At 67.9% G+C, this 19,143-nt stretch carries 18 protein-coding genes; 7 read left to right on the top strand and 11 right to left on the bottom strand.

Annotated features, from left to right (window positions below; genetic code table 11):
* Window positions 1-15 precede the first annotated feature (15 nt).
* Both JWQ89_RS04360 and JWQ89_RS04355 read right to left on the bottom strand, forming a co-directional pair.
* Window positions 16-1,503, bottom strand: coding sequence for a M81 family metallopeptidase (locus JWQ89_RS04360; RefSeq protein WP_299638740.1), 1,488 nt, complete (start codon window positions 1,501-1,503; stop codon window positions 16-18).
* On the bottom strand, window positions 1,500-2,330 hold the full coding sequence (locus tag JWQ89_RS04355) for an IclR family transcriptional regulator (protein WP_299638738.1): 831 nt from the start codon (window positions 2,328-2,330) through the stop codon (window positions 1,500-1,502). Before JWQ89_RS04355 ends, JWQ89_RS04360 begins: the two co-directional genes overlap by 4 nt.
* 249 nt (window positions 2,331-2,579) lie before the next feature.
* On the opposite strand from JWQ89_RS04355, the gene JWQ89_RS04350 reads away from it, so the two are divergent.
* Genes JWQ89_RS04350 through JWQ89_RS04340 form a run of 3 tightly spaced genes read left to right on the top strand, consistent with a single transcriptional unit; the run spans window position 2,580 to window position 5,773 of the window.
* The gene (locus JWQ89_RS04350) at window positions 2,580-3,878 is read left to right on the top strand and encodes an amino acid aldolase (RefSeq protein ID WP_299638736.1); all 1,299 of its coding nucleotides are present in this window, start codon (window positions 2,580-2,582) and stop codon (window positions 3,876-3,878) included.
* 19 nt (window positions 3,879-3,897) lie between these two features.
* Entirely contained in the window at window positions 3,898-4,680 is a 783-nt protein-coding gene (locus tag JWQ89_RS04345; protein WP_299638734.1) for an IclR family transcriptional regulator, read from the top strand.
* A 55-nt stretch (window positions 4,681-4,735) separates the two neighbouring features.
* Window positions 4,736-5,773: a malate/lactate/ureidoglycolate dehydrogenase gene (locus tag JWQ89_RS04340; protein ID WP_299638732.1), complete on the top strand. Its 1,038-nt coding sequence runs from the start codon at window positions 4,736-4,738 to the stop codon at window positions 5,771-5,773.
* Window positions 5,774-5,925: 152 nt separating this feature from the next.
* Here the strand turns inward: JWQ89_RS04340 and JWQ89_RS04335 are convergent, their stop codons facing one another.
* The 9 genes from JWQ89_RS04335 to JWQ89_RS04295 all read right to left on the bottom strand — a co-directional run bounded on the left by JWQ89_RS04335 (window position 5,926) and on the right by JWQ89_RS04295 (window position 14,233).
* Window positions 5,926-6,414: a hypothetical protein gene (locus tag JWQ89_RS04335; RefSeq protein WP_299638730.1), complete on the bottom strand. Its 489-nt coding sequence runs from the start codon at window positions 6,412-6,414 to the stop codon at window positions 5,926-5,928.
* Window positions 6,411-6,860 (bottom strand): hypothetical protein, encoded by a 450-nt coding sequence (locus tag JWQ89_RS04330; RefSeq protein ID WP_299638728.1) that lies wholly within the window; start codon window positions 6,858-6,860, stop codon window positions 6,411-6,413. The genes JWQ89_RS04335 and JWQ89_RS04330 overlap by 4 nt, the downstream gene beginning before the upstream one ends.
* Window positions 6,857-8,032 (bottom strand): amidohydrolase family protein, encoded by a 1,176-nt coding sequence (locus JWQ89_RS04325; RefSeq protein ID WP_299638727.1) that lies wholly within the window; start codon window positions 8,030-8,032, stop codon window positions 6,857-6,859. The genes JWQ89_RS04330 and JWQ89_RS04325 overlap by 4 nt, the downstream gene beginning before the upstream one ends.
* A 172-nt stretch (window positions 8,033-8,204) precedes the next feature.
* Entirely contained in the window at window positions 8,205-8,963 is a 759-nt protein-coding gene (locus tag JWQ89_RS04320; protein WP_299638726.1) for an SDR family oxidoreductase, read from the bottom strand.
* Window positions 8,960-9,799, bottom strand: coding sequence for a dipeptide/oligopeptide/nickel ABC transporter ATP-binding protein (locus JWQ89_RS04315; RefSeq protein ID WP_299638725.1), 840 nt, complete (start codon window positions 9,797-9,799; stop codon window positions 8,960-8,962). The genes JWQ89_RS04320 and JWQ89_RS04315 overlap by 4 nt, the downstream gene beginning before the upstream one ends.
* On the bottom strand, window positions 9,796-10,791 hold the full coding sequence (locus tag JWQ89_RS04310; RefSeq protein WP_299638723.1) for an ABC transporter ATP-binding protein: 996 nt from the start codon (window positions 10,789-10,791) through the stop codon (window positions 9,796-9,798). The genes JWQ89_RS04315 and JWQ89_RS04310 overlap by 4 nt, the downstream gene beginning before the upstream one ends.
* Complete coding sequence (locus JWQ89_RS04305; protein ID WP_299638721.1) at window positions 10,791-11,660, bottom strand: ABC transporter permease; 870 nt, start codon at window positions 11,658-11,660, stop codon at window positions 10,791-10,793. Before JWQ89_RS04305 ends, JWQ89_RS04310 begins: the two co-directional genes overlap by 1 nt.
* 10 nt (window positions 11,661-11,670) lie before the next feature.
* Window positions 11,671-12,618: an ABC transporter permease gene (locus JWQ89_RS04300; protein WP_299638719.1), complete on the bottom strand. Its 948-nt coding sequence runs from the start codon at window positions 12,616-12,618 to the stop codon at window positions 11,671-11,673.
* An 82-nt stretch (window positions 12,619-12,700) separates the two neighbouring features.
* A complete protein-coding gene (locus JWQ89_RS04295; protein ID WP_299638718.1) occupies window positions 12,701-14,233 on the bottom strand; it encodes an ABC transporter substrate-binding protein in 1,533 nt (510 codons plus the stop codon).
* Between the two features lie 488 nt (window positions 14,234-14,721).
* On the opposite strand from JWQ89_RS04295, the gene JWQ89_RS04290 reads away from it, so the two are divergent.
* The 4 genes from JWQ89_RS04290 to JWQ89_RS04275 form a co-directional block, all read left to right on the top strand.
* On the top strand, window positions 14,722-15,651 hold the full coding sequence (locus JWQ89_RS04290; protein WP_299638716.1) for a substrate-binding domain-containing protein: 930 nt from the start codon (window positions 14,722-14,724) through the stop codon (window positions 15,649-15,651).
* A gap of 2 nt (window positions 15,652-15,653) precedes the next feature.
* Window positions 15,654-17,141: a sugar ABC transporter ATP-binding protein gene (locus JWQ89_RS04285; RefSeq protein WP_299638714.1), complete on the top strand. Its 1,488-nt coding sequence runs from the start codon at window positions 15,654-15,656 to the stop codon at window positions 17,139-17,141.
* The gene (locus JWQ89_RS04280) at window positions 17,138-18,070 is read left to right on the top strand and encodes an ABC transporter permease (RefSeq protein WP_299638713.1); all 933 of its coding nucleotides are present in this window, start codon (window positions 17,138-17,140) and stop codon (window positions 18,068-18,070) included. Before JWQ89_RS04285 ends, JWQ89_RS04280 begins: the two co-directional genes overlap by 4 nt.
* A partial coding sequence (locus JWQ89_RS04275; RefSeq protein ID WP_299638711.1) for an FGGY-family carbohydrate kinase occupies window positions 18,067-19,143 on the top strand: 1,077 nt, incomplete at its 3' end. The genes JWQ89_RS04280 and JWQ89_RS04275, both read left to right, overlap by 4 nt.

The raw sequence follows: 19,143 nt of genomic DNA, 5'->3' as shown, positions 1-19,143 counted from the left end.
TGGAACTCCGATGGATCAGCTGACCGGGAAGACGGGCGTCCGCAGCCGGCGGTAGGGCAGGGTGGCGAGCGCACTGGTGCAGGGACCGGGCGTCGTCACGGTGTAGCTGCGCCTGGCGATGGGATCGTAGGCGCGGCGATGGGCGACAGCGGCCTTCACCCCGATGACCGAGAGGTCCTCCGGGATGATGCCTTGCGAGCGGAACTGGGCGAGGTCGAAGGGCGGGGTCTTGCGGCTCGAGAGCAGGATGCGGATGCCGTTGGCCTCGACCACGGCGGAAGGACCCATAGAGAAATGGATGCCCTGCATGGCGGCGAGGTGACTGTGGCGATCCTCGAGGGTGAAGGCGCCGTCGCTGCGGCTCAAAAAGGTGACCTCGAGGTCGACCGGGCCGGGATCGAGCCGGCTGCCCTTGCCGCCGATTGAGAGGGTGCGCCGGTCGCCGGGCCTGGCATCGGCCAGGGCGCGGACCGCTGCGGGGTCGGCGATGGCGACGGCGGCGTTGGTGATGCCGTGGCGGAGGAAGCCGCGCAGAACCGCGGTGCAATCGCCGGGGGCGCCGCCGCCGATATTGTCCGACGGCTCGACGATGAGGTTGGGACCATCGGTGAAGGCTTTGACCTCGGCGAGCGCGGCGTCGAGGTCCCACTCCCTGGGGATGCCGAGTTCGCGCAATTCGATCGCCAGTTGCTCGAGGCGGTCGAGGGCGGCCCTGGCGACGGCATCGCTGCCGGTGGTGGTCACCGAGAAGGCGACGCCGGCATCGGGGATGTCGGAGAAGGAGTACCCGGCAACGACGTTGACGGTCCAGATATCGGGGTTCCCGGCCTCGATCTGGCGGGCCAGCGCCTCGAGGTCGCGCATCGGGCGGTCGGCGGTGCCGACGCCGGTGGGAGCCCAGATGATCGGGGCGTTGCGGGACAGCATGTGCGGCAGGACGCCGTCGCGCAGCGAGCGGGCGAGGAGTTCGGCCGAGCGGACGGCGGACTCACGGGCGTCGGTGTGCGGGTTCTCGCGATAGGCGACGAGGCCGTTGGCGTGCTTGGCCATCCGGGCGGTGAAGGTGGCGTGGAGATCGAAGACGCCGAACAGCGGCAGGTGCTCGGCGCCGGGAATAGCGCGGATGCGGGCGAGGAGGTCGCCTTCGGGATCGACGCTGCCAGTGGTCACCATGGCGCCATGGAGCGCCAGCCAGATGCCGACGAGCCCGCCGTCAGCGAGCGCGGTTTCGAGGCCAGCGCGGAGTTCGTTCCAGAACAGCTCGAACACGGCGTGATCGGCCGTGCCGGAGGGCAGCGCAGAATAGTCGGCAACCGGCACGACGTCCCAGCCTTCGGCTTCGGCGACTTCGAGGAAGCCGTCGATGGTCGAGCCGTCGCCGCGCCGGGCCAGCACCGCGTCGCCGCGGTTGATGGTGAACTCGGGAAGGCCCGTGGTTTCGTCGACGAAGGTGTGGGTCTCGTGGAACAGTCCCGCAAGGAGAATGCGGCGGCGGGTGGTCATCTCATAGAACTCGTATGCGACGCGTGCTGGGTCATTTCGGTGGTTATTTCGGCGAGGCTGGCGACGAGGATCTTGCCCAGCCGCTCGATGTTTTCGGGCTCGAACCGGGCCGAGGGGCCGGCGATGCTGACGGCGGCGATGGCGTCGCCGCCGGGCCCGAAGATCGGAGCGGCGACACAGGCGCTGCCCATCTCGTTCTCCTCGAATTCGGTGGCCCAGCCGAGGGTACGGCAGCGCTCCAGCACGGTTTCCAGGGCCTCGGGGTCGGTGATGGTGCGCGCAGTGGCGGCGGGGAGGTCGCCGACGGAGTAGATGATCTTCCTGAAATTCGGCGGCTGGTGCGCCAGCAGCGCGCGACCGCAGGCGGTCGAGTGATAGGCGGCGCGGGTGCCGGAATAGGACGAGACGCGCAGCGACTGGCTGCCCTCGAGGCTTTCGACGATCACCGCATCGGTGGGGCCGGGCAGCGCCAGGTTCACCGTCTCGCGGGTGGTGGCGCAGAGGCGGATCAGGTGCGGGCGGGCGATGGCGGCGATATCGAGCCGGCGCTCGACCGCCTTGCCGTAGACGAGGTGCTGCAGGCTGAGCCGATAGGCGCCGGCCTTGGCGTCGCGCTCTGTGAGGCCGACATCGACAAGGGCGCTTACGAGGTTGAAGGCGGTGGTCTTGGCGAGGCCGGTGCGGACCGCGAGGTCGCGCAGCGACACCCAGTCGCCGCTGGCCATGGCATCGAGCAGCGCCTTGGCGCGCGCCACCGACTGGATGCGCGCCTCGGCATTTGGAGCGCTGGTCTGGATGGTCTCCCGTGAACTGCCGTTCCTAGCCATGGCGATCGGTCCTCGGGGCTGTCACGGCTATTGGTTCCATATGGTAGGACAGTTCGTGGTTGCTGGCCATTGCCGGCGATAAGACACGATCTCGCGGCGGCGCGCAAGCAGACCATGACGCAATTGGCCGCACAGATGCTGGCGAGAGTTGACAGCGGAGGCGCCGGGGCCTTTACATTCACGCAGAGAGGCCGACTATCGTTCCATGATGTGGGACGGACGCGGCGCCCAGGAGCGGATGACTACCACATGACTCTGATACCACGTCTCGACCTCGCCGCACTCGACCGGCAGGGGCTCGATCCCTCGACCAAGGGGCTGCCGTTCGATGCGCCGCCGCTGACGGTCGGCGACGTCGGTGTGCAGGGCTGGAACGTCCTGGCGGGCGACCTGCCGCTGCCGCTGGCGGTGATCCGCGAGGACGTGGTGCGCGCCAACAGCGCCTGGATGAGCGCCTTCACCGCGGCCAACGACCTGGTGATCGCGCCGCATGGCAAGACGACGATGTCGCCGCAGCTGTTCGACCTGCAGGTCGCCGACGGCGCCTGGGCGGTCACCGTCGCCACCGTGCAGCAGCTCGGGGTGTGCGTGCGGTTCGGGGTGAAGCGGGTGCTGATCGCCAACCAGCCGGTGGGCGAGCAGGCGATCGATGCGTGCTTCCGGGCGCTGCGGCAGGAGGGGTTTGAGCTCTACTGCTTGGCCGATGGACTGCCGGGCCTGGCGCTATTGGCCGAGGGCGCGAAGCGCAATTCGCCGCCGGCCGGCAATCCGCTGCGGGTGCTGGTCGAGATCGGATTTCTGGGTGGTCGCACCGGGGCACGGACGCGCGAGCAGGCGATGGAGGTGGCGCGCGCCGTGACGGAGACGCCGGGGCTGGTGCTGGGCGGGTTCGAGTGCTTCGAGGGACTGCTGCCGACGCCCGAAGCGGCGGACGGGCTGATCGACGATGTCGCGGCGCTGACCGAGACGGCGCTGGGCGAGGATTTGTTCCCGGCCGATCAGCCGGTAGTGCTGAGCGCCGGTGGCTCGGCGTTCTTCGATCGGGTGGGCAAGCGGTTCAGCCGGGTGACCTTCAACCGCCCGGTGGTGAAGGTGCTGCGCTCGGGGTGCTACCTGACGCATGACTCGATCTCGTATGCGGCGGCGTTCGAGCGGATCATCAGCGACACCTCGCTGAAGCTGCCCGAAGGGCGGCTCGAGGCGGCGCTCGAGGTGTGGGCCCATGTACAGTCGCGGCCCGAGGGCGGGCGCACCATGCTGACCATGGGCAAGCGCGATGTCAGTTTCGATGCCGGCATGCCGGTGCCGCTGCGCTGGTTCCGGCCGGGCGCGATGCAGCGGCCGGAGACTATGCCCGAGGGTCACCGGGTGTCGGCGCTGAACGACCAGCACTGCCACCTCGAGACGCCGGCCGACAGCCCGCTCGAGGCGGGCGACATGGTGGCGTTCGGCATCGGGCATCCGTGCACGACCTTCGACAAGTGGCAGATGCTGGTGCTGGTCGACGAGGACTACCGGGTGACCAGGGCGCTGAAGACGTTCTTCTGAGCGACAACGAGGCGAGGCGATGAGCAAGGCAGGCGGCGACGACTATATCGTGCAGCCGGTGATGAAGGCGCTGCAGGTGCTCGACTACGTGGCGCGGCAGGGGCACGACGTCTCGCTGACCGAGACCGTGCACGAGTTGAAGCTGCCCAAGACCACGGTGTTCCGGTACCTGCAGACGCTGTCGGCGGCGCAGTTCATCGAGCACGATTTGAAGCGCGACCGCTATGGTGTGGGGCGCCGGTTCCGGGACCTGGCGCGGGTCGACCAGGGGCTGCAGGGCCTGCGCGACATCGCGCAGCCCGAGATGCAGCGTCTGGTCGACACGTTCCACGAGACGGTGAACCTCGCGGTGCTGTCGCAGAGCGAGGTGGTCTATATCGACATGCTCGAGCCGGTGGTCCGGGCGGTCAAGGCGCAGGCCCGGATCGGCCGGCGCCACCCCGCGCACTCGACCTCGCTGGGCAAGGCCATGATGGCGTTCCTGCCGGAAGCCGATGCGCTGGTGATGCGCGAGCGCGCCCTGCCGCAGATAACCATCAAGACGCTGACCGATGCGGACAAGCTCCGCCGGCAGGTGGACGACGTGCGCCGGCGCGGCTATGCCATAGAGGTGGGCGAGAACGAGGACGGAGTGATGTGCATCGGCGTGCCGATCCTCGACGGCACCGGCTATCCGGTGGCGGCGATGAGTCTTTCGGCGCCCGAGCGGCGCATGAAGCCGGAGCTGACGATTGTCGCTGCCGACGCGCTGAAGGTGGCGGCGAAGCGGATCTCGACGCACCTCGGCGCTGCCGCGGCCTGAGCCACCGCGCGAGACAGCCGCCTACCGCGAAACAGCCTGACCAGGAACCAAGCATATGACCGAGACGAAGATGCACCTCATCGGGTGGGAGCAGCTGCAGGCCAGCACGACCAGCGTTTTCCGCGCCGCGGGATCGGCGCCGCGGGAAGCGCAGCTGATTGCCGAGCACCTGGTCGAGGCGAACCTGCGTGGCCACGATTCGCACGGCGTGGGCGTGGTGCCGATGTACCTCAAGGGCGTCCGCTCCGGCGGCATGGTGCTGAACCAGAGCCTCAAGGTGGCGCTCGATACCGGCGCCATGCTGATCTGCGATGCGGGGCAGGGCGCCGGGCAGGTGATGGCGCATGACGCGATGGCACTGGGCATCGAGCGCGCCGGCGCCGAGGGCAGCGCCATCGTCAGCCTGCGCAACAGCCATCACATCGGCCGCATCGGGCACTGGGCCGAGCAGTGCGCGGCGGCGGGGATGGTGTCGATCCACTTCGTCAACGTGGTCGCCGGGCCGATCGTCGCGCCGTTCGGCGGCACCAAGTCGCGGCTCGGGACCAACCCGTTCGCGGCGGCGTTCCCGCGGGCGGACGGGCCGCCGGTGGTGGTGGATTTCGCCACTTCGACGCTGGCGGCGGGCAAGGTGCGGGTGGCCAACAACAAGGGCGTCGCGCTGCCGCCGGGAGCGCTGCTCGACAACAAGGGGCAGCCAACCACCGATCCGGCAAAGCTGTTCGAGACACAGCCGGGGTCGCTTACGACATTCGGCGCGCACAAGGGCTCCGGGCTGATGCTGGCCTGCGAATTGCTGGGCGCGGCATTGGTGGGTGCGAAGACGCAGCACAATGCGGAGGCCGAGGCGGTGATCAACTCGATGTTCTCCGTGATCGTCTCGCCCGAGCGGCTCGGGACGGCCGGGCCGTTTGCCGAGGAGCTCGAGGCGGTGCTGGGCTGGGTGCAGTCGGAAGGCAACGTCAAGCTGCCGGGGATGCCGGAGCTTGAGACGCGGGAGGCGCGGCTGCGCGACGGGCTGCCGGTCGATGCGGCGACGCTGGAGCAACTTGAGGCGGCGGCGCGGGGGGTTGGGTTGGGTGGCTTCGCCTGAGATATGGTACGAGCCGACCCCCGCCCCGGTCCCCTCCCCCTCAACAGGGGGAGGGAGACGCTAGCCTCGATTTCCCAGCATGGGTCTCCCTCCCCATTCTTCGGGGGAGGGGACAGGGGTGGGGGTCCGCTCGCACCGGCCGCAGCAGGGTGTTAGCCCACCTTGTGCCCGGGCCAGCCCATCAGCAGTTTCACTTCCTTTTCGGCCTCGCGGGCCTTGGCTGCGTCCTTGAAGACGCGCATCACGCATTGCGGCTTCTTGCGGTCGATCACGTCGTAGACCAGGTGATAGCCGGTCTTGTCCATGATCGGACCGATCCAGCCGGCGCAGTGGTCGCAGTAGCGGCCCATGGGTTCGGCGTCGTTGTCCATGACCTTGCTGAGGCTGGGGCAGACATTCATCCGCAGTTCGAGGCGATCCTCGTTGCGGTCGATGTCCATGTCGCAGTTTTCTTCGATCTTGATGTGCGACCAGTACTCGTCCATGCCCTCGAGGCCCCTGGTCTCGATGAGCTCGAGGATGTGTTTTTCCTGGTTCTTCGAAATGGCGAGGAAATAGGCTTCGAGTTCGGCCTCCCCCTGCGACTCGAGGAACTTGAAGACCTCGTTGTAGAAGCGGGTGAAGTGGTCGGAGGGGATCATGCGCGCCTCCTCAGCACCTGCCGGCAGGCGCCGGGGCCGGTGATCTGGGTGTCGATGGCGTAGGGCGAGCCTTCGGCCAGCGCCTCGTTGGTGCGGATGGTCTGGTCGCAGAAATGCGGCGAGGGGTTGCCGACCAGCTTGGCGACATGGTGCCAGGCGGTGCAGCTTCGGACGGTGAGGACGATCTCGTCGGCGCCCACCTCGATGTCGTAGTCGCAATCCTCGCGAGCGAAGAAATGCCGCCAGTGGCGGACCAGCTGACCGGTGTCGCCGGCGACCAGGTCGTCGTGGATCGAGCGGTAGACGTCCTTGCCGACCTTGCGGAAAATCTCGTCCATTGCGGCGACGCCATAACGCGCGATGATGAAATCGATGGTGGTGTTGGCGGCGCCGTGGAAATCGAGGTGGACCTCGCCGGTTTCGTCGTAGCGGAGTGTTTCGCTCATGCAACCTGCCTCCAGAGTTCCCGGCCGCCGACATAGGTGGCGGTGACGGCGAGGGTCGTGGGATCGAGCACGGCGAAGTCGGCGAGCTTGCCGCGCTCGAGGCCGCCGATGTCGCGTTCCATGCCGAGCACCTTAGCCGGGGTGAGGCTGGTGGCGTTGGCGGCATGGACCAGACCCTTGCCGGTGAATGCGAGATAATTGCGGAGCGCTTCGTCGGGGGTGAGCGAGGAGCCGCAGAGGCCGCCGCCCTTCTGCTCGCGCACGGCCTTGCCGGGGGCGCTGGTGACGACGTAGCCGGGGTAGAACTCGAAGGTCGCGCCCCGGGTGCCGGCGAATTTCATCGCATCGGTCTCGAGGAACACGCGGTCGGGCGGCAGTTGCGCGAGGAGCTTCACCAGCTGCGGCTCGACGTGGATGCCGTCGCAGATGAGGCCGAGCGCCAGGCTCGGCTCGGCGATCAGCGCGTCGGTCAGCGAGACGACGTGGACGCCCATGTTGCCGGGGGGATAGGTCGGCATGACGTTGTACATGTGGGTGACCGCGTCGATGCCCCAGCTGACATAACGCGGTATGTCCTCCGGACGGGCCTGGCTGTGGCCGAGATGGATCGAGACGCCGGCGGCCTTGAGGGTCTTGATGAAGCCCTCGGCGCCGGGCTTTTCGGGGGCGAGGGTGACCGCTTTCAGCCTGCCGTCGGTGGCGGCGAGCATGCGCTCGGCGAGCTCGACGCTGGGGAGCTGGAGGTTTTCGGGATTGTGCGCACCGGGTGAGCCGAAGACCGGGCCTTCGCTGTGGACGCCGAGGGCGCGGGCGCCGCGCGCTTCGGTGGTCTGGGCGGCGAGGCGCCGCAGCGTGGGCTCCATCAGCGCCGGCGGCAGGCAGGAGATCGAGGGGAGGAAGCCGGTGACGCCGTTGCGCAGCTGGAACTCGGAGTTGGCGGCGACCGCACCCTGCTCGGTGTCGTTGTAGAGGTGCTCACCGTAGCCGTGCTGGAGCAGGTCGATCATGCCGGGGAACAGGACGGCGCCATTGCCGTCGATCCGCTCCCAGTTGTCGCCGATCTCGGAATTGGCCGGGAACACGCCGGCGATGCGGTCGCCTTCAACCAGGAGGTCGCTGGCGAGCTGGGCGGTGGGGGTGACGATGGTGACGTTGGTCCAGCGGGATTTCATTGGTGTTCTCGGTGGGGCAATGTGCGGCTGAAGGACTCCTCGCCCGTCTCGCGCTGCGCGAGATCCACCCTCTGCCCGACCGGGAGAGGAAAAGAGGTGATCGCCGGTGGTGCGGAAGTCCTCCCCTCGACGGGGAGAAGGTGGCGCGCAGCGCCGGACGAGGGGGAGGAACTCACGACGGCTCCCACGACGTCTGGTTGGCAAGGATGCCGCCGTCGACATAGAGCATCTGGCCGGTGATGTAGCGGGCGGCAGGGGAGGCGAGGAAGACTGCGGCGCCGCCGATATCGGCCGGCAGGCCGACGCGGCCGAGGGGGATCTGGCGTTCGAGCGTCGGGCGGACGCCGGGCCTGGCGAGGCCGGCCTGGGTCAGCGGGGTTTCGATGATGCCCGGGCCGAGGCCGTTGACGCGGATGCCGCGGGCGGCGAGCGTCACGGCGAGCGAACGGATCAGCATCAGCACGGCGCCCTTCGACGTGTCGTAGACGACGCTGTTCTTTTCGGCGGCGAGCGAATTGGTCGAGCCGACGCAGATGATGCAGGGATTGTCCTGGTCAGGCGCGAGCTGCCTGACGAAGGCCTGTGCGGCGAATAGGTAGCCTTTGACGTTGAGGTTGAAGGTGCGCTCGAACACTTCCTCGGTCAGGTCGTCGAAGGCGGTGTCGCGGAAGGTGCCGGCATTGTTGACGAGGGTGTCGAGGCGTCCGAGCTTTTCACGTGCAGCGGTGACGAAGCCCTGAGCGCCCGCGACGGTCGAGATGTCGGCCTCGATGAAATGGCACTCGGTGAGGGCCGACAGGCGGGCGAGTGCGCCGTCATCGGCGACATGCGAGTTGATGGCGAGGCGAGCGCCGGCATGGGCAAAGGCCTCGGCGATGCCATAGCCGATGCCGGTGGTTGAGCCGGTGATGGCGACGCACGGGGCGCTCATGCCAGTGCGTTCCCGGCGAGGCCGCTCTCGACGCTGAGGATGGCGCCGACCAATGCCTTCGTCGCGTCGGCCTGCGGCCGGTTGAACAGGTCGAGCGGCTTGCCGACCTCGACAATCTTGCCGGCCGACATCACCGAAACGCGGCTGGTGGTGTAGGCGACCACCGACAGGTCATGGGCGATGAAGACGAGGCCGAGGCCGAGATTCTTTACCAAATCCTTCAGCAGGTTCAGCACCTGCGCCTGGATCGACACGTCGAGCGCGGAGACCGGCTCGTCGGCGATCAGCACCTTGGGGCCGGGCATCAGGGCGCGGGCGATGGCGATGCGCTGCAACTGGCCGCCGGAGAACTCGTGTGGGAAGCGTTCCAGTGCATTCTTGTCGAGCCCGACCTGATCGAGCACTTCGAGCACACGGGCCGCATGGTCGCCCTCGATCCTGAGGCTGCGGAGCGGCTCGAGGAGCGAGGTGCCGACGCGCATGCGCGGGTCGAGCGAGGAGCGCGGGTTCTGCAGCACCACCTGCACCGAGCGGCGAAACAGTTTTCGGTGCGCCTCGCCGCCCAACCAGACGTCGACGCCGTCATAGAGCACCTGGCCCTCGCGCGGTTTCTCGACGCCGGTGAGCATGCGGGTGAGGGTGGTCTTGCCCGAGCCGCTCTCGCCGACGAGGCCGACGGCTTCGCCGGGGCGGACCGCGAAATCGATGGTGTCGAGCACCTTGAGGGTGGGGCGTGGGCCGAACAGGTTCTGGCGGTTCAGGTGGTATACCTGGCTCAGCTGGCGCACTTCCAGCAGCGGGCGGACTTCGGCGGGGAAGGGGGTCACGGTGCTCATTGGGCGGCCACCTCGCCAACCTTGGCGAGCGGATGCCAGCAGGCGGCGCGCAGGGCTTCGGCGCCGAGCTCCGGCATCTGCTCGCGGCACTTGTCGGTGGCGGCGGGGCAGCGCGGATTGAAGGCGCAGCCGGTGGGGAGGGCGTGGAGCGGCGGCACCATGCCGGGGATCGAGACCAGCCGCGACGAACCGTCGAGGGCGATGTTGTCCATGGTCGGCTGGCTGTCGAGCAGGCCGCGCGTGTAGTGGTGGCGCGGGTTGCGGAAGACTTCCTGCACCGGCCCGATCTCGACGATGCGGCCGGCATACATCACGGCGACGGTGTCGCACATGGCGGCGATGATCGGCAGGTCGTGAGTGATCATCAGCAGCGCCGAGCCGCGGTCGCGGACGGCGCCGTTGAGCAGGCGCAGCACCTGCTTCTGCACGGTGACGTCGAGCGCGGTGGTGGGCTCGTCGGCAATGATCAGCTGCGGGTAGCAGGCGAGCGCCATGGCGATCATGATGCGCTGGCGCTGGCCGCCGGAGATCTCGTGCGGGTAGGCGCGGACCAGCTGCTCGGCGCGCGGCAGGTTCATCTGCTTCATCAGCTCGACGGTCTGCGCTTCGGCGGTCCTCTTGTCGGCGCCGGTGTGGCGGCGGATCACCGAGCTAATCTGGTCGCCGACGCGGCGGACCGGATTGAGCGATGACAGCGGGTCCTGGAACACCATGGAGAGGGTGCGGCCGCGGCGGCTCGACAGCGCCCGGTCGGACTGGGTGACGAGGTCGACGCCGTCATGGAGGATGCTGCCCCTAGTGCTCCAGCCCATCGGCAGGAGGCCCATCAGCGCCAGCGCGGTCATCGACTTGCCCGAGCCGGATTCGCCGACGAGGCCCATGCGGCCGCCTTGCGGGATGGTGAAGGAGACGCCACGCACGGCGGTGACGTCGCCATTGCCGACGACGAGGTCGCGGACTTCGATCGCGGGGCGAGCGGAGTTGGTTTGCATCAGCTCCTCCGCTTGAGCTTGGGATCGAGCACGTCGCGGAGGCCGTCCCCGAGGAGGTTGAGGCCGAGCACGACGAGGACGATGGCGAGGCCCGGCCAGATGGCGAGCGGCGAGGAGATGCCGACGGTCTGCTGCGCCTCGTTGAGCATCATGCCCCACGAGATCGAGGGCCGGGTGACGCCGACGCCGAGATAGGAGAGGCCCGCCTCGGTGAGGATGCCGGCGGCGAAATAGAGGGTGAACTGGACGATCATTACACCGGCGATATTGGGGATGACGTGGCGCGCGAGGATGAACAGCTTGCCGCGGCCATAGAGCTTGGCGGAGGTGATGAAATCCTCCTGCAGCACGCTCATCGCGGCCGAGCGGATGACGCGGGTGAAGGAGGGGGTGAAGAAGGCGGTGAGCGCGAAGATGGTGGTGAGCGCGCCCGAGCCCATGGTGGCGGCGAGCACCAGCGCGGTCACCATGCCCGGGATCGACAGCATGATATCGGCGCCGCGCGAGATGGTCTCGTCGGCGAGCTTGCCGTAGGCGGCTGCGATCAGTCCGGTGATGGTGCCGAGGATCAGGCTGACGGTGGCGCCGCCGGCGCCGACGAGGATCGAGGTGCGCGCCCCGACCATCAGCTGCGCGACGATATCGCGGCCGAGCCCGTCGGTGCCGAGCCAGTGGTCGGGCAGGAAGGGCGGCAGCATGCGGTTCTTGATGACCGGGATATTGGGGTTCGAGGGCAGCCAGAAGAACGAGACCAGCGCGACGACAAGGAAGCCGATGGTCAGCACGATGCCGACCACCAACGTCGCGTTGAGCGACAGGCGGCGGCGTTTCTTCGGGGCGATGGGAGCGGTGGCGGCGATATCGGTCATGGCCGGGTCCTCACGCTGCGTTCCGGATGCGGGGGTCGAGCACGCCGTAGAGCAGGTCGACGACGAAGTTGACGAAGATGACGAAGACGATGATCAGCATGACGGTCGACTGCACGACGATGACTTCGCGCGCCGCGACATTGGCGAGGATCATGCGGCTCAGTCCCGGCAGCGAGAACACCATCTCGATGATGACGGTGCCGCCGATGAGCTCGGCGATCTGCAGGCCGACGATTGTGACGATGGGCAGCGCGGCGTTGCGCAAGCCGACCTGCAGCAGCGCCTGGGTGCGGGTCATGCCGACGGCGCGCGCGGTGCGTACATAGTCCTGGTTCATGACGTCGAGCACGGCCGAGCGCACGTAGCGGATCAGCACCGCGGCCATGATCAGGCCAAGCGACAGCACCGGCAGGACCAGCGAGCGGATGGCGCCGACGGGGCTCTCGTCCCAGTCGATCCAGCCGCCGGTGGGGAGCCAGCCGAGCTTCACGCCGAACAGCACGGAAAGCAGGATGCCCGCCCAGAACACCGGCACGGCGATGCCGATCTGGCTGATCAGCGCCAGCACAGCGCCGGAGGGTTTTCCGACGTTGCGCGCGGCGTAGGTGCCGACCGGGATGGCGATGATGAGGCCGAGGATGAGGCCGGACAGCGCGAGCGGAATGGAGACGGAGAGGCGCGCGGTGACGAGATCGGCGACGCTTTCCTTGGTGCGGAAGGACTGCCCGAGATCGCCGTGCAGCATGTTGACGATCCAGTCGAAATACTGGACCGGCAGCGGCCGGTCGAGGCCGTAGGTATGGGCGAGCGCGTTGATGGCGTCGGCAGTGGCGTCCTTGCCGAGGACGATGGCGGCGACGTTGCCGCCGGCGCCGCGGATCAGCAGGAAGATGGCGAGCGAGGCGACGAAGACTGCGCCGAGAAAGAATGCCAGTTTGCGCAGCGCATAAATCGCCATTCTTGCCTGTCCTTGGCCGGAGCGAAAGTTTAGAGCGAGCCGCCGGCCGGTCGCCGGCGGCTCGCTTGGTTGAAGGCTACACTTACCAGTGCAGCGGCGCGATCTCGATCGCAACGCCGACACGCGGCTCGACGAAGCCCTGGAGCGAGGCGTCGAACAGGCCGACGCCCTTCTTGGCGATCAGCGGAACGATGACAGCGTCCTTCCGGAGGATGTCGGCCGCCTTCTTCATCTGGGTCAGGTATTCTTCGTCGGAGGTGGCGGCGTCAGCGTCGCCCAGCGCCTTGGTATATTCGGCGCTGCAATAGGTGCTCCAGCCGGCCTTGCTCGGATCGGGGCAGGCGAACTGGGTCGGCTCGGCGTCGCCGGACATCACGGTGATGTCGAACTGCGGCGGACGGCCCTGGAAGATCAGCTGGCTGTAGCGGGCGAGGTCGATGGCGTTGCGGGTGATGTTGAACCCGGCGCCCTGCATGGCCGGCACCATGATATCGGCCGGCAGCGACAGGTCGGGGACGTCGCTCAGCGAAGCGTATTCGAGCGGCGTCGAGCCATAGCCCTTCTCGGCCACGGTCTTCATCGCACCCTCGTAGTCGAACGGGTACGGGCAGGTGTCGGCGCTTTCGGGCGCGTACCAGGGCTGGTTCGGCAGGGCGAAGGTGCACGTGTTCTCGGCACCCCAGGCGGCGCCGAACGCGTCGTTGTAGGACTGACGGTCGAGGGTCTTGGCCAGGGTCTGGCGCAGCTCGGGGTCCAGCTTCTGGTTGAGCACGGCGTAGGTCGGCTCGCCGATCTGCGGGTAGGTGACGAGGGTGAACTTCTTGTCGAGCTCGCGCTTGGTCAGCTGTTCCCACAGGTCGATGGTGATCACCGGGACCGAGTCGACTTCACCGGCTTCCATGGCGTTGAGGCCGGCGGTGCCGTCGGTGACGATGCGGACGGTCGCCGAGGTGATCGAGGGCTTGGTGCCCCAGTAGTTCGGGTTGGCTTCGAACTCGAAGCTCGAGTTGGTGGTGTAGGACTTCAGCACATAGGGGCCGGTGCCCATCGGGTTGGTCGCGATGGTGGCGGCAGCGTGCTCTGGCTGGATCAGGCCGGAGACCGAACCCATGCCGCGCCAGAAGTTCTGGCTCGGACGCGACAGCACCACCTTGACGGTCGAGTCATCGACCTTCTCGATCGAGCTCACGGCGTTGTAGGCCGACGAGTTGTTGACCACCGGGGAGTTCTTCATGGCGTTGAGCGAGAAGACCACGTCGTCGGCGGTCACCGGAGTGCCGTCGGAGAAGTTGGTCTTCCGGATCTTGAACTCATAGGTCAGCTTGTCGTCGCTGATGGTCCAGGATTCCGCGACGCCCGGAGCGACCGAGCCGTCCTTGTTGAAATAGACCAGCGGCTCGACCACGTTGGCCGGGATCCACAGGCGCAGCGCCGTCAGGTTGCTGGTCACGTAGTCGAGTGTGCCCGGATCCTGGCGGGCGATCAGCACCACCTTGTTCTCGGCGGCCCGCGGCGAGGCGGCCATGACCTCGGCGCTGCCAAACGCGGCCAGCATGAGCGCTGCCGCGGCGATGGCGCCGAGCCGGCTGCGGACCGGCTTCATCTTAGACTGCATGTTGAATCGTCCCTTCCGATTGTCCCTGAAGATTTCTGTGCGGCGCGGTGCCCCCACATGATGCCCCTGCTCTGTCGGCCGTGCATCGCGCCCTGCACCGCCTCGTCGTCCCATAATGTGGAATGCAAACTCTTTTTGCATGCGAATAGTCTGCATAGGATACGGGCGTCTTGCAAGTAGCTTCACGTTTCAGGCCGAAAACGGCGAGAAAAATGATGTCTGGTCCGCGATTTACGTTCCGCTATATGGAACGATGCATCTGGAGGGGCCACTCGGCGTCTCCGCGAGATGGGGTTGGAGCAGCAGGATAGCGCATCGGCGCGACCCGGCCCTGCGTCGAATAGGCCCAGCGCCCGACGGCAGTCCGGCAGGCTCGCGCCGGGCCGGACGAGCCGGCGGGCATGGGGCGGACGGATTCTCCGTCGGGAGGGCTTTGCGGGCTGCTGCGGCGCCGATAATGTCGCGCGGAATTCTTGGAGGAAAATCCCATGCACAAACTCATCGCAGCCCTCGGGCTCGCGTCCATCCTTTCGCTCGGCGTTTCCCCGGCGGCGCTTGCCGCGGGCGAGAAGGTGTCGGTGATCACCCCGTTCCTCGCGGCGATCGCGACGGGCGAGATGATCGAGGCGTTCAAGGCCAAGGCGGCGGAGTACCAGTGGACCGTCGACGTGGTGGATACGGCCGGCGACATGGCGGCGTTCGCCAGCCGCGTCGAGGACGCGACAACCAGCGGCGCCAACGCCATCGTCCTCGTCTCGGTCGATCCGGCGCAGATCCAGGACCAGGTCGACAAGGCCAAGGCGGCGGGCGTGCCGGTGATCACCATCGACGGCGCGAAGAACGCCTCGAGCGTCCTCAACGTCACCTCGGACAATTATGCGCTGGGGCAAACGATGACCAAGTTCCTGTTCGACCAGATCGGCAACAAGGGCAATATCGTGCGCTTCTTCTATTCGGCGCACCCCGGTGTTCACCAGCGTGAAGTCGCGCTCGACGACGCGCTGAAGGCGACGCCGGACGTCAAGCAGGTCGCCGACCACTATGTGGCGGTGCCAGGCCAGGTCGACGACAGCCGCGCTGCGATGGATGCGATGCTGCTCGCCAATCCGGGCGACGGCGCGATCAATGCGGTCTGGGCGGCGTGGGACGAGCCGGGGATCGGCGCGCAGCTTGCCATCGAGGCGGCGGGCCGCAAGGGCATCATCATTGCCGGCATCGACGGCAACCCGCAGGCAATCGAACTGATCAAGGGCTGCACGCCCTATGTCGGCACGGTGCGCCAGGGCTTTGGCGAGATGGCCAAGATCGCCGCCGACCAGCTCAACCTGATCCTCGCCGGCGGCAAGCCGGAAAAGGACGAACTCTACGCGCCCGTGGAACTGATCACCCGCGAGAGCCTCGGCGTCACCTGTAACTGACCTTGCTGGACCTGACGGGGATCAGCCGGCGGTTCGGCGCGACCCATGCGCTCGAGGACGTGAACCTCGCCCTTTCCGAGGGCGAGGTGCTCGGGCTGGTGGGACCGAACGGCGCCGGCAAGTCGACGCTGATCAAGATCATCGCCGGCGCCGACCGGCCGGATGCGGGGGAGATCCGCATCGACGGCCGGGCGGTGCATTTTGCTTCGGCGCATGATGCCTATGCGGCGGGCATCCGGGTGATCCACCAGGATGCGCCGCTGGTGCCGGGGTTCGATACGCTCGAGAACTGCTATCTGGGACGGGAGTATCCGCGGCGGTTCGGACGGATCGATCGCAAGGCGATGCGGGCGGCGATTGCCGAGGTGGCGGCGGATATTGCGCCTGAACTCGATCTCGACGTGCCGGTGATGTTCCTGCCGCAGGCCGAGCGGCAGTTCGTGCGGCTCTTGCGCGCCATTGCCGACAAGGGGCGGCTGCTGATCCTCGACGAACCGACGGCGGCGCTGCCGGCGGAGGATGCGGAGCGGTTCTACGAAGTGCTGCGGCGGACGCGCGAGCGGGGGACCTCGATCATCCTCGTCAGCCACCGGCTGGAGGAGATCGCGGAGTTCTGTTCGAGCGCCGTGGTGCTCCGCGACGGGCGGATCGTGGCGCGCTTCGGCGCAGGCGAGGTGAAGCCCGAGGCGATGATCGCGGCGATGGGCGGGAGTGCGTCGGAACGTTCGACGAGGGCGACCGATACCAGTGCACCGCTGATCATCGAGATCGACGGCGTCACGGGTGGCGACCTGACGCGGCCGGCGCAACTCGCGGTGCATGCGGGCGAGGTAATGGCGCTTTACGGGCTCGCCGGCTCGGGGCGCTCGAGCCTCCTCAACGCAATCTGGGGCGCGATCCCGTGGGCGGGGTCGATGCGGCTCACCGGCGAAGTCTATCGGCCGAAGAGCCCGCGCGACGCGATTGCGCGGGGCGTGTCGTGCGTGCCGGCGGACCGGCATCGCAGCGGGCTTTTCCTCGTCGAGGACCTGATCTTCAACAAGACGCTGCCGCTGCTCTCGACCTATCGCCGGATGCGCGGGCTGCCGGTGCCGGACAGGACGGCGGAGCGGGCGGAGTTCCTGGTGGCGGCGGAGCGCGTGTCGCTCAGCTATCGCGATCCGAAACAGCTGGCGCGGACACTCTCGGGCGGCAACCAGCAGAAGCTGATCTTTTCGCGCTGGGCCAACCGGCACTCGCGGGTGATGCTGCTCGACGAGCCCACCGAGGGTGTCGACGTGATGGCGAAATCGACCATCAAGGACATCATCCGGGCGATCGCCGCGGACGGCAATGCGGTGCTGGTCTCGACCTCGGATCGTGACGAGGCGCTGGAACTGGGTGACCGCATCGCGGTGTTCCGGCAGGGTGGCATCGTCAGGATTTTCTCACGCGCGGAGGCGAGCGCCGAGGCGTTGTCAGCGGCTGCGCAGTCTCGGGGGGCGGCGTGACCCGCACCAATCTTAATCGTTTCGGCACGCTGATCGCGTTCGTGCTGCTGTGCATCGGCTTTTCGATTGCCGCGCCTACGGCGTTTGCCTCGCCGGGCAATGTGTTCAATCTCGTCCAACAGATGGCGACGCTGGCGATCGTTGCGACAGCGGCGACGCTGGTGATGACGATCTCGGAGTTCGACCTGTCGGTCGGCTTCTCGGCGTCGCTGGCGGCGGTGATCTGCTTCGTGCTGTTCGGGCAGGGCTATGACGTGTGGCTGGCGGTGCCGGCGGCGCTGCTGGTCGGCATCGTCGGCGGGGCGGCCAACGGGGTGCTGGTGGCGCGGTTCGGTATTCCGTCGTTCGTCGCGACGCTGGCGCTGGGGACGATTCTCTCGGGCTTCGCGTTCGGGCTGAGCGGCGGGCAGAGTCTCTTCCAGTCGGTACCCGAAGCCTTCAAGGCGCTGGGGCGGGGCGAAATTCTCGGCATTCCGGTGCTGGGGTTCTGGATCGTCGGGGTGCTCGGTGTTGCGGCGTTCGTTTTGACGCAGACCGAGTTCGGGCGGCGGCTCAAGGCGATCGGCGGCAATGCACAGGCGGCGCGGCTGGCGGGGCTGCCGATCGTCCGCGACGTGATCGCTACGTTCGCCATTGCCGGCGGGCTCGCGGCGCTGGCCGGGCTGCTGCTGGCCTCGCGGCTGGGGAGCGTGCAGCATACGATGGGCGAGCCGCTGCTGCTGCCGGCCTATGCCGCGGTGTTCATCGGCACCACCGCCTCGCCGACCGGCGCGCCGACGGTGGCGGGGACGCTGCTGGGCGTGGCGATCACCGGGGTGATGGTCAACGGCATGACCATAGTCGGGGTCGAGCCGTTCGTGCAGCGCATCCTCACCGGCGTGATCATCCTCGTCGCGGTGCTGGTGCGGCGGGTGGGACGCGCGAAATGAAGGTCCTCGTTTTCGATTGCGGCAGTTCGGCGCTGAAGGCGACGGTGTTCGGCGATGATGGGGCGGTGCTGCAGTCGGTGGATGTGGCTTATCCGGCGGCGGCCGGGCCGCATCGGCGGGCGCCGGAGGATTGGTGGCAGGCGGCGATCGCGGGCGCCGGGCAGCTGGAGCTCCCGGGCGTCGCGGCGATTTCGCTCACCGGGACGATGGAGAACCTGATCGCGGTCGATGCTGCCGGCACGGCGGCGCGCGAGGCGGTGATGTATTCCGATCCGGTGGGGGCAGGGGCGCTGGAGGCGGTGGCGGCGCGGCTCGAGGCGGCCGGCGCGACAGCCATCCTCGGCAACGCCCCCGAGCCGCTAATGACGGCGTTCAAGCTGCTGGCGCTCGGGCCGAACGGCGCCGACTGGGTGCTGCCGGGCTCGAAGGACCACTTGACGCTGAAGCTTACCGGGATCGCGACGACCGACCCTAGCTGCGCCAGCACGACCGGGCTCATGGATATCGGGACGCGGGAGTGGTCGGCGGCGCTGGTGGATCTGCTCAACCTCGATGCGGGGCTGCTGCCGCCCATCCGCCCTGCCGATACGGTGGTGGGGGTTTTGACGGCGGACGCTGCTGCGGCTCTCGGCTTGCCGGCCGGCATTCCGGTGATCAACGGGTGCGGCGATGGTGCGGCGACGACAATCGGCAGTGGGGCCGAGCGGCCGGACGAGGTGAGCGTCTATCTCGGCACCAGCGGCTGGGTGGCGGGGGTGACGGCGGTGACCGATCGCACGCCGCGGCCGTATTACCGGCTGGCGCATCCGCTGCATGCGGGGCTGATCGAGATCGCGCCGATCCTTTCGGCTGGGGCCGCGGCGCAATGGGCGCGGGACGCGCTGGGGCTGTCGCTGCCGGAGGCGGAGCAGGCGGCGGCGGAGGCCGACGCGGCGCCGGGCGGGGCGGTGTTCCTGCCCTATCTAAACGGCGAGCGCTCGCCATTCGTCGACCTCGACTTGCGGGCCGGGTTTGCCAATGTTTCGGCGTTGGATGGGCCGGGGGCGCTTTACTACGCAGCGCTCGAGGGCGTG

It is taken from the genome of Devosia sp., assembly GCF_028290645.1.
In the GTDB taxonomy this organism is placed as follows: Bacteria; Pseudomonadota; Alphaproteobacteria; order Rhizobiales; family Devosiaceae; genus Devosia_A.
Note: the sequence above shows the minus strand (reverse complement) of the source record. Positions and strands in the feature narration are given on the sequence as shown.

Coding starts and splice junctions, on each gene's coding strand:
- JWQ89_RS04360 (WP_299638740.1), bottom strand. CDS start 1,503: ATGACCACCCGCCGCCGCATTCTCCTTGCGGGACTGTTCCACGAGACC.
- JWQ89_RS04355 (WP_299638738.1), bottom strand. CDS start 2,330: ATGGCTAGGAACGGCAGTTCACGGGAGACCATCCAGACCAGCGCTCCA.
- JWQ89_RS04350 (WP_299638736.1), top strand. CDS start 2,580: ATGACTCTGATACCACGTCTCGACCTCGCCGCACTCGACCGGCAGGGG.
- JWQ89_RS04345 (WP_299638734.1), top strand. CDS start 3,898: ATGAGCAAGGCAGGCGGCGACGACTATATCGTGCAGCCGGTGATGAAG.
- JWQ89_RS04340 (WP_299638732.1), top strand. CDS start 4,736: ATGACCGAGACGAAGATGCACCTCATCGGGTGGGAGCAGCTGCAGGCC.
- JWQ89_RS04335 (WP_299638730.1), bottom strand. CDS start 6,414: ATGATCCCCTCCGACCACTTCACCCGCTTCTACAACGAGGTCTTCAAG.
- JWQ89_RS04330 (WP_299638728.1), bottom strand. CDS start 6,860: ATGAGCGAAACACTCCGCTACGACGAAACCGGCGAGGTCCACCTCGAT.
- JWQ89_RS04325 (WP_299638727.1), bottom strand. CDS start 8,032: ATGAAATCCCGCTGGACCAACGTCACCATCGTCACCCCCACCGCCCAG.
- JWQ89_RS04320 (WP_299638726.1), bottom strand. CDS start 8,963: ATGAGCGCCCCGTGCGTCGCCATCACCGGCTCAACCACCGGCATCGGC.
- JWQ89_RS04315 (WP_299638725.1), bottom strand. CDS start 9,799: ATGAGCACCGTGACCCCCTTCCCCGCCGAAGTCCGCCCGCTGCTGGAA.
- JWQ89_RS04310 (WP_299638723.1), bottom strand. CDS start 10,791: ATGCAAACCAACTCCGCTCGCCCCGCGATCGAAGTCCGCGACCTCGTC.
- JWQ89_RS04305 (WP_299638721.1), bottom strand. CDS start 11,660: ATGACCGATATCGCCGCCACCGCTCCCATCGCCCCGAAGAAACGCCGC.
- JWQ89_RS04300 (WP_299638719.1), bottom strand. CDS start 12,618: ATGGCGATTTATGCGCTGCGCAAACTGGCATTCTTTCTCGGCGCAGTC.
- JWQ89_RS04295 (WP_299638718.1), bottom strand. CDS start 14,233: ATGCAGTCTAAGATGAAGCCGGTCCGCAGCCGGCTCGGCGCCATCGCC.
- JWQ89_RS04290 (WP_299638716.1), top strand. CDS start 14,722: ATGCACAAACTCATCGCAGCCCTCGGGCTCGCGTCCATCCTTTCGCTC.